Below are 9,317 nucleotides of genomic sequence, written 5' to 3' on the forward strand. Positions count from 1 at the left end.
AATTCGCCGAACTAGCCGGTTAACACCGATGCGATCGCTGAATTAGCTCGCCATGCTCAAAAGTTTGCAACAGAGCCCGAACTGACCTTTGCGGATCATGTTAGTTACTTCAATGCCCGCGAGTGTCGCCGCTGCTGAGATGAAGCTTTTGAAACCGAGTGTAAGTCTTGTTGGCCGTTTGATGAACGAATGATCTTGTTCAATGATGCTATTCATGGATTTCCGCCTGACCATATCAATCAGGATCGGGTAGCCGAAATTGAGTGCCGGAGGTGGAAGAACACCGCTTGCGGGATCACTTCTTTTGAAAAATGCGCACCTTTGAATGAGATTGCCGCGGCTAGCTTTCGTCTATATCCGTAACGCCTTTTACACGATGGCCTCACCTCAGTCAGAGGGTAAAACGTTTGCGACAAAGTCATTAAAGATCACGGTTTCTGACGCCCGACAGAACCTTTTTCACATTCAAGTTGGTTGTAGCAAACGCAGTTTTCAACGATCCCAATGGAACTGACGTCAAACAGTCGTCTCAGTTGTTGTGCTCGACGCTCAGGAAAACCAGTGTGCGCTTCTCTTGGCTCTTGTCTTTAATGGCAACCCGATAGACACGGATTCCGGCGTCCAATTCTCTAAGCTTATAGCTGTCGGGATGATTGACATGCGGATCGTGTGGCGCAGGAGTACCGTCTCGACAACGGGTTATTTCAGCCCATGTGTCGTCAAAGTCGCTTGCGGCCTCATCGCTTCTAAACTGAAATTCCCAATAGCACGAAACGCCGCGTGAATTACCTAAACCATCGAATGGCAGACATACCGACCCAAATGGCGCAACCCCGGTGTCATTATAGCTCTCAAGTGCAGACATTCGTGCGCATCCGGCAGCCAGTCCAATGGTCGGATGAACGAGCATAACCGTCACAAGTGAATGCCAAAAACACAATGAGACGCTATTGCGGGATTCGATATCGGATGCTGGAGCGGGGCAGACAAAACTTTTGCTGTCGCGCAGTTTCAGCACGGCAATCAATCGCATACGTTGCACCCTGACGGGAGACTCTCTGTGACCAACGGTTTTGTTAAAGAGTCGTCATTCTGCTGCATCAGGAACATCAACAATTGAATAGTTGCCCTTCACGCGTTCCTTTGTCGGGTCAAAATGAGGGCAAGGCACTATTTTGGCTTTCAGACGCTTTTGTTGGCCGTCCAGTTGCCCGATTTCAATGTCAGCTCCGACGACGGCATGAGTGACTGAAACCCGGCCTAACGCAATAACCTTGCCCAGAACGGGTGATTTCATCGCGCTGGTAATCTCTCCAACCTGCGCCTTTCCTAAACGCACACAGTCGCCGGGCGAGGGGACCGTGCCGCCCTCAATCTCGAAACCGACCAGTTTGCGATGAGGATGGGTCTTGCGTTCTTCAATCGCTGCCCGCCCGATAAAATCGTCGGGCTTTGATTTTAGTGGAACGGTGAAGCCGATGCCAGCCTCGAAGGGATCGGTTTGATCGTCGAATTCGGATCCGGCAAAGATCAAGCCACCTTCGATCCGCACCATATCCAGTGCCGCAAGTCCAAGCGGAGTTATGCCATATTCCTGGCCAACCTCCCAGACGCGATCAAAGATCTCGACGGCATTTTTGGGATGGCAGAAGATTTCATATCCCAGCTCACCTGAATACCCGGTCCGAGAAATTACGACAGATGTCCCCTGCACATCATCAACCCGAGCCACGGTAAGCCGGAACCATGGCAGTTCTTCGATCGTCGGTTGCTGAGGCGGTGTCCAAAAGATCTTGGAAAGGATGTCGCGACTGTACCGCCCTTGAACCGCAATGTTGTGCAATTGATCAGTTGAATTGCGCACCCAGACATTCATATTGCGTTTGAGCGCCTGTTCCTGCAGCCACAATCCGCTGGTATCATTCCCGCCGATCCAGCGGAAATTCGTCTCACCCAAACGATAGACGGTGCCGTCGTCGATCATGCCGCCGTGCTCATAGCACATAGCCGTATAGACGACCTGACCAACGCTCAGCTTTTTCATGTTGCGGGTTACGCAAAGCTGCAACAGCTCTTCTGCATCGGGTCCGACAACTTCGTATTTCCGCAAGGGGCTGAGGTCCATAACCGCAACCTTGTCGCGGCAGGCCCAGTATTCGGCAATCGCGCCGTGATTGGTCATCGTGTTGGGCAGCCAATAGCCGTTATATTCGACGAAATCACGGGTGTGCCGTGCAAAGCAGTCGTGAAATGCAGTTTTCTTGGTTTCTTCCACATCCGCCTCCGCAGATTTTCTATAGCCGTAGGATCTTTTGAAATCCTCGGTCGCCTTGTAGGTTCGCACCTGAATATCGGTTGGATTCCAGCCATTTGCTGGATCAATGTCGCAGGGACAGCCGGTGCTGACGCAGACCAGATCGGTCAGCGCGCGCAACAAGACGAAGTCACCGGGGCGCGACCAGGGGTCGTCCATGCCAATGGCGTTGGTGTCGTCCAGCATCGTGTTGAAAAAGAAGTTGATCGCAGACCAACCACCACGTGGTTTGATGCCATACTGATCCAAGTCTTTATTGATATTGTCCGAGCAGTTCACGTGGCCGGGGTAACCGAGATCTTCATAATACCGCGCCGTACAGGCAAGGCCAAACGTGTCATGGCGTCCGCACGTATCCTGAACAATCTCTATCAGCGGTTCCTGATCTACTGACCAATACTTCGAAAAAATCCCCGGTTTCGGATACAAGCTGCCCATCAGGCTACGCGTTGTTGTGGGATCAATCTCGCGTTCGATCCCCTGATCGAGTGCCCGTCGGCTGAAGGCCTGAAAATCCGAGCACTCACGCCCGCGAACATCGACAATCTGGATGAACTCGCCGGCCCTGACCTCGTACGAGTGGGCATTGCCCGGCTGAATATTGAAGTCCTTGAGCGGATCGGCCAACGGTTCGGGTGGTCCCACATCGGGTTTTTCCAAACCGGGTGCAGAGCGCTGAATGTACAGGATGATATCCGTGGGAGGGTCGTTATCTTCGGGGCGCATCGCCTTGCCCGGTGCAGCCACGATCAGAAGGCCCTCACATTCGGCGACGAAATGCACCATGTCACCGGGGCGCGACCCGTCGGTAAACGCCCGGATCGCGTCACCTTTTCCGATGTCAAATCCGGCAACTTCCAGAGCGCGCAGCACTTTCTTGCCAGACGGCGATCCATTGGCCAGCGTCGCAATCAATCCCTCCGGACGTCCATGTCCCAAAGCACCCAGCATGGCCGCATCAGAACTCCGGTCAGGGGCAAAGAAGACCATCTCGGCCTGTTGCATCCCGTCGCGGTCCAACAAGGTTATCGTATCACCTTTGGAAACCGGAACAGCGCGCGACCCCATTCCGGGGACCGGGTGGCGTTCCGTTCCATGTGGCAGGATCGGAAGGCCGGGGGCCAGAACTCCGCTGCGTTCGAACGGAACTTCGAATACCGGCTTCACATTCATAGTGCATCTTCCTGAATGATCTCGGTTGCACCGCGGTGGGTGACAACCAATAGGCATCCCGCCTCGGTTCGCGAATAGTGGCTGGACCCAGCGCCGAGGCTGACAAAGTCGCCGCTGCGATAGCAAAATCCATCGTGATCTGTCAGATCGCCTTCGAGGATGAAGAACTCTTCTGGCCCATGGTGGATATGCGGGCTTGAACGTGTGCCCGCTGCCATCTTCATCAGATAGCTACCTTGCCCGGTTCCCTCATCAAAGCTGACATTTTTCCACCAGACTTGCTCGTCGGGTCGGCCTTCCATACGCATCCGGACAAACCCGGGATCGTCGAAACGGGTAACGGTGCGTGAGATTTGATGCTGTGCCATCTCAATCAAGCCCCAACCGTTTTTTGCGTTTTTCAGCCCAACTGCTGATCGCCATGTCAAAGGTCAGCGCCATCAGGGACACGTTCAGGCCCAGCACAAAGTTCTTGCCCAGTTCGGTGCCCGCCAGTGTTCGCTGCAGCTCCTGCCCCAGATCCTGCGTGCCGATGAAGGCGGCAATGATAACCATGAAGAAGGCGAACATGATTGCCTGATTAAACCCGACCGCCATTGTCGGCAGTGCCAGCGGAAATTGCACCGACATCAGCTTTTGCCGACGGGTCGAGCCGGACATGTCTGCCGCCTCGGTCATTTCCGGCGGTACATTACTGAGGCCAATAATCGTGTACCGGATCAGCGGCACGGCGGCGAAGATCAGGATTGAGAACACAACTGCCACATCATTGACCCCAAACAACATGATCGCGGGGATCAGGTAGATGAAGCTGGGAAAGGTCTGCGCGGTGTCGCAGGCCAGCAGGATGCTCTTGGACCAGCGGTTTGACCGGGCTGCAACAACGCCTAAGGGGATACCGATCATAGTCGCCAGCGCGACTGCCGAAATCACAGTATAGAGCGTGATGACCGACCGATCCCACCAGCCCGAGAACGCGACAATTGTAAAGAAGATTGCAGCGTAGATGCCGGGCTTTCGGCCACCGACCCAATAGGCAAAGGATACAACCAGCAGGATAAAAGCAGGCGTCGGAATGGCGAGTAGCGTATTCCGGAACGGGATCAATACCTTGACGTTAAGGAACCAGCGCAGCCATTCGGTTGTGCCCTTGATCGCGTCTATGGCCAGGAACGACTTGATCACCACGTCGATTTCCTTGCCCTGGCTTAGATGCTGCTTGCGACCAACTTCAGCCAGGATCGGAAACACCTGGGCCAGCAGAGTAAATGCAACAAACAGACCTAGTGCGACTAGCGAAATCTGGTGCCGTTTCCACCAAGGTGTCCCGCGTTCGAAGTGCACCGGCTGCTTGACGACCCAGGCCTTTGACATCCGATCCAACGTGACAGCCAGAAGGACGATGGTTACGCCAATCTCGAAAGAACGGCCCAGTTTGAAACTACCCATCATCGCCAGCAGTTTCGCGCCAAGACCGGGCATACCGATAAAGGCGGTCAGAACAACCATCGCAAGACACAGCATGATCACCTGATTGACGCCGACCAGAACCTCGGTCCGCGCGGCTGGAACGTAGACGTGGCGCAACATCTGCCAGCGTGTACAGCCAGACATCTGGCCTGCTTCGATCACTTCGGGGCTGACCTTTTTCAGGCCCAAAGTGGTCATCAGGATCATCGGTGGGATGGCAAAGGTAATTGTTGCGACGGCCCCAGCTGTCGGTCCGACCTTAAAGAAGATCACTGCTGGCAAGAGATACGTAAAGAAGGGCAGGGTTTGCAGCACGGACAAGATGGGTTTCAGCAACCGCTCGAACCAGCCGTGTTTCCAGGCCGCGATGCCTAGTACCAGACCCAGCAAGAAAGCCAGTGGTGCCGCAACCACGATGACGGACATCGTCTGCATGGCGATTTTCCACTGTCCGATTGCCGCGGTCCAGATGAAGGTGCCCGCGCCCAAGGCAGCCAACCGCCATCCACCAACGGCATAGCCGACGACGGCTGCCACAGCGGCAATCGCGGACCATGGGATCGGGCCCAAATAGGGCCAGCGACGCTTGCCCTCCAATAGGTTCGCCGAGGTATCCAGCAGAAACTCTAGCGGGCCTTCTGCAATAAAGCGGGTGACATAGATCAGACCGAGGTCGTTTTGAATGAAGTTAAAAATTGCGTCCAAAACCTGTGCCGTTGGCGGGATTGCAGCCTCAGGAATGCGATTCAGCCATTCGGGCAGAATGCCAATTGCCTTAGCCAGGATCAGCGCAATAGCGGTGACCAGCAGCGCGGTTAGGACTTTGGTTTGCCCCCACGGGCCGTCCGTTGCGTCCGATATGTCGGTGGACAGCGTCGCCATCATTCCGCCCCAAGCAGAACATTCAACGCGGTGTCACGTTCCAGAACCCCGGTGACAACGCCTTTGTCATTCGCGACCGGCAACAGGATACGCTTGTCATTTACCAGTACCCGCGCCAATTCGTGAATAGTCGAGCCGCCATTGATCGGCGTGCCTTCCAAAGCATGACCATTCACGGGCTTTGCAAGCCCCTTCGCATGTACGACCCGGGCCTTGTCGACATCTTCGGTAAATTTGGCCACATATTCGGTGGCAGGGTTCATCACGATCTGGTCGGGGGTGTCACACTGTTCGACCGCGCCGTTGCGCATGATGGCAATCCGATCGGCCAGACGCAGCGCCTCATCGAAGTCATGCGTGATGAAGACGATGGTTTTGCCCAGCATTTCTTGCAGACGCAGGAATTCATCCTGCATTTCACGGCGGATCAACGGATCCAGCGCCGAGAAGGGCTCATCCAGAAACCAGATGTCCGGCTCAATCGCCAGTGATCGGGCGATACCGACCCTTTGCTGTTGACCGCCGCTGAGTTCACGCGGGAAATATTCTTCCCGACCTTCAAGGCCCACCAATTTGATGACCTCCAGTGCGCGTTCGCGCCGGTCGTAGCGATCTTGCCCGCGCATTTCCAACGGGAAGGCGACGTTGTCCAATACCGTGCGATGTGGCAACAGACCGAAGGATTGGAACACCATCCCCATCTTGTTGCGGCGCAGCTCAATCAGCTCGCGTTCAGTCAGGCTCATGATGTCCTGACCGTCAACTTCAATCGTTCCGCCTGTAATATCGTGTAGGCGTGAAAAACACCGCACTAGCGTGGACTTGCCTGATCCTGACAGGCCCATAATGACCAGCATCTCGCCACGAGCGACCTCAATCGAGACGTCCTTGACACCGGCGATGTACCCATCCGCGCGGATCTCATCGAAACTGCGGCCAGCGGCCAGAGATTTCAGATAGCTCTCTGGCGAGGGCCCAAACAGTTTCCAGACGTTTTTGGCTGAGATGACAGGCGCTGAGGCGGACATGGCTGCCTTTCTTTCGTGTTGAGCGCGGCCTTGCATCGCTGAGATGTTCAAGGCCGCGCCAGTTTCGGTGGATGCAACCGGATTATGTACTGCAGGCACTGATCCAAGGATCAATGACGGCGCGGTTGGCGTCCAGCCATTCTTCGGCTGCCTCTTCCGGCTCAAGCTCATCAGTGTCGACCAGCTTCGCCATCTCAGCAATCTGCGGGTTGGTGAAAGAAATCTCGGTCAGGGCGCAATACGCGGCCGGCCACTTGTCTTTCATGCCATCCCAAGCCGCCTTTTTCAGGTAACCCTCGGCAGGGTTGCCACAATCATACAGCGCTTCCGGGTTGGGACCCTTGGCTGGATCCTTGTCGCACCCATCTTCCCATGCCGGGAATTCAACGAACTCACCTGGCCAAACAGCTTCGGCGAAGTTTGGCGTCCAGTTAAAGACCAAAACCGGCGTTTTGTCGGCCTCTGCCGCGCCAATCTCAGCCCAAAGGGCTGCGGCTGAACCCGCATTGATCACCGTAAAGTTCAGATCCAGTGCTTCGGCGCGTTCTTTACCATGCTTCAACCAGTCGACCGGCCCATCCAGATAACGGCCCTTGTCACCGGTTTCGGCTGTGGCGAACAGGTGCGCACAGTCGTTCAGTGCCTGCCAGTCAGGCAGGCCCGGGCAGGATTCCTTGGTCCACATCGGATACCACCAATCCTCGCGCGTGACCGCATCATGATCGCCCGCATCATGCAGACCACCTTTTTCCAGTGCCGCGCGGTAGGATGCACCAAAGGCACCTTCCCAGACTTCCATCTCCAGCGCGACATCGCCCAAACGTACCGATTCATAGACGGCCTGACTGTCGGTGGTGACATATTCTACGTTGTTGCCCATCTCTTCGAAGATCAGGCCTACAACGTTCGACATCACGATCTGGCTGGACCAGTTGTGAATGGGGATTACGATCGGGTCGCTGCTGTCTTCGGCAGCCGCGCCAGTTCCCGCTACTGCTGCCAAGGTTGCAGCAGAAAGTAGGTTTGTAAGTTTCATGTTTGCTCCCTGAGTGACATTCATTTTTGAGTTGAGGACTCTTCCGGCCCCGAATTCATGCATTCTGCCCAAGATCGTCTAATGTGCAGAACAGAAATTTGAGGGGCTTTGACCATAAATTCTTGAGGCTAATCCGACTTTTTGCTATCTTAACAGACAGTTGCCTGATCGAATGCTGCCAGATGCGGGTAAATGTTTTTGATCGCGCCCTCGTCCAGCTCGGGAAAAGGCCCCCAAATGCCAAAAAAAGCGCCAGTCACCGGGAAAGTCTTGCCGCCGCTGGACTATTTGTTGGCATTTGAGGCCGCTGCCAAGGCGCAGAGTTTTGCGCAAGCCAGCAAGGTGCTGAACATCTCAGAGACCGCAATCAGCCGCAAAGTCCGCTTGCTGGAACAGCACTATGACGTGCCCTTGTTCGTAAGGGGGCATCGTTCTGTTTCCCTTACTCAGCAGGGTGCCATCCTGTTGGCGACCGTGGAAAAGTCACTGGACCTGATGCGGGATGTCAGCCGCGACATGCTGGCCAAGCATCAGGCCAATACGGTTTCGATTTCGGCGACCAATTCTGTTGCGTCTCTTTGGCTGATGCCGCAACTTCGCAAGTTCAACAAATCCAATGGCCGAATACGTATCTCTTTGGTGTCTTCTGACAGTGATGCAGAGTGTCTGTCAGATTCTATGGACCTGACAATTCTGCGGGGGGATGGCGACTGGCCGGGGTACGAGGCAAAGCTTCTGTTCGGAGAAACCGTTTTTCCGGTTTGCAGCCCCGAGTACCTCAAAAGTAATCCCAATGCCGCGGATCTTTCTGCGCTACCGGAACTTGACCTTATTGAAGTCACCAGCGGCCATGCAGAATGGATGACATGGCGTGCGTGGTTCAGCGGCAATGGTGTATCAACATCATCAATGGAACAGGCAGTCGCGTTCAACACTTACCCATTGTCAGTACAGGCAGCGGTTGATGGATTGGGCATTGCGTTGGGCTGGGCCCATCTTGTTGACCCATTGCTTGAAAGCGGCGCTTTGGTCAGGCCAGTCCAGGGCGCATCGGTGCGAACTGAGTCGGGATATTACTTGCTGAAAAGGCCTTTCAACAGTGCTTTTCCAGAGCAGTTGATAGTCGAAGATTGGCTGCTGGGTCTTAGTGAAGGTCGGAAAAGATACGCCTGAATTGGGTTGTTGGTGGCTGGGCATTGATGGTGAGTTTGGCTGTGGGCTGTTTGGCAACTACAACTCGCGTATTGACCCAGGGGAATAATTATTTACTTTAAAGAAAAATAAACGAATCTGGGTTGGTGCGCTGCCGATCCGGCCAAGACGTTGTCAGACTTTTCCAACCGGGGGTTTTGCCCAATGAGCTATAAATCGGACATTGAAATTGCGCGCGAGGCGCAGAAGAAGCCTATTCAGG

The 9,317-nt window shown here is 54.8% G+C and carries 7 protein-coding genes and 1 pseudogene; 1 reads left to right on the forward strand and 7 read right to left on the reverse strand.

The genetic code is table 11. The annotated features are described in order from the left end of the window. Positions 1 to 42 precede the first annotated feature (42 nt). From QMP16_RS23285 to QMP16_RS23315, 7 genes and pseudogenes are all read right to left on the reverse strand, one after another. Positions 43 to 258: pseudogene (locus tag QMP16_RS23285) on the reverse strand (DDE-type integrase/transposase/recombinase); the annotation flags it as partial. Positions 259 to 529: 271 nt separating this feature from the next. Then, positions 530 to 1,033: a hypothetical protein gene (locus tag QMP16_RS23290; protein WP_282154356.1), complete on the reverse strand. Its 504-nt coding sequence runs from the start codon at positions 1,031 to 1,033 to the stop codon at positions 530 to 532. A 54-nt stretch (positions 1,034 to 1,087) separates the two neighbouring features. Next, complete coding sequence (locus tag QMP16_RS23295) at positions 1,088 to 3,487, reverse strand: DUF1989 domain-containing protein (RefSeq protein ID WP_282154357.1); 2,400 nt, start codon at positions 3,485 to 3,487, stop codon at positions 1,088 to 1,090. Further along, positions 3,484 to 3,855 (reverse strand): cupin domain-containing protein, encoded by a 372-nt coding sequence (locus tag QMP16_RS23300; RefSeq protein WP_282154358.1) that lies wholly within the window; start codon positions 3,853 to 3,855, stop codon positions 3,484 to 3,486. The genes QMP16_RS23295 and QMP16_RS23300 overlap by 4 nt, the downstream gene beginning before the upstream one ends. Position 3,856: 1 nt before the next feature. Then, positions 3,857 to 5,839: an ABC transporter permease gene (locus tag QMP16_RS23305; protein WP_282154359.1), complete on the reverse strand. Its 1,983-nt coding sequence runs from the start codon at positions 5,837 to 5,839 to the stop codon at positions 3,857 to 3,859. Further along, positions 5,839 to 6,867 (reverse strand): quaternary amine ABC transporter ATP-binding protein, encoded by a 1,029-nt coding sequence (locus tag QMP16_RS23310; RefSeq protein ID WP_282154360.1) that lies wholly within the window; start codon positions 6,865 to 6,867, stop codon positions 5,839 to 5,841. The genes QMP16_RS23305 and QMP16_RS23310 overlap by 1 nt, the downstream gene beginning before the upstream one ends. Positions 6,868 to 6,949: 82 nt before the next feature. Next, on the reverse strand, positions 6,950 to 7,903 hold the full coding sequence (locus QMP16_RS23315; RefSeq protein ID WP_058277107.1) for an ABC transporter substrate-binding protein: 954 nt from the start codon (positions 7,901 to 7,903) through the stop codon (positions 6,950 to 6,952). 192 nt (positions 7,904 to 8,095) lie between these two features. On the opposite strand from QMP16_RS23315, the gene QMP16_RS23320 reads away from it, so the two are divergent. After that, positions 8,096 to 9,076, forward strand: coding sequence for a LysR substrate-binding domain-containing protein (locus QMP16_RS23320; RefSeq protein ID WP_282154361.1), 981 nt, complete (start codon positions 8,096 to 8,098; stop codon positions 9,074 to 9,076). Positions 9,077 to 9,317: the final 241 nt, after the last annotated feature.

Origin of the sequence: Ruegeria atlantica, assembly GCF_947495585.1 — a bacterium.
GTDB classification, from domain to species: domain Bacteria; phylum Pseudomonadota; class Alphaproteobacteria; order Rhodobacterales; family Rhodobacteraceae; genus Ruegeria; species Ruegeria atlantica_G.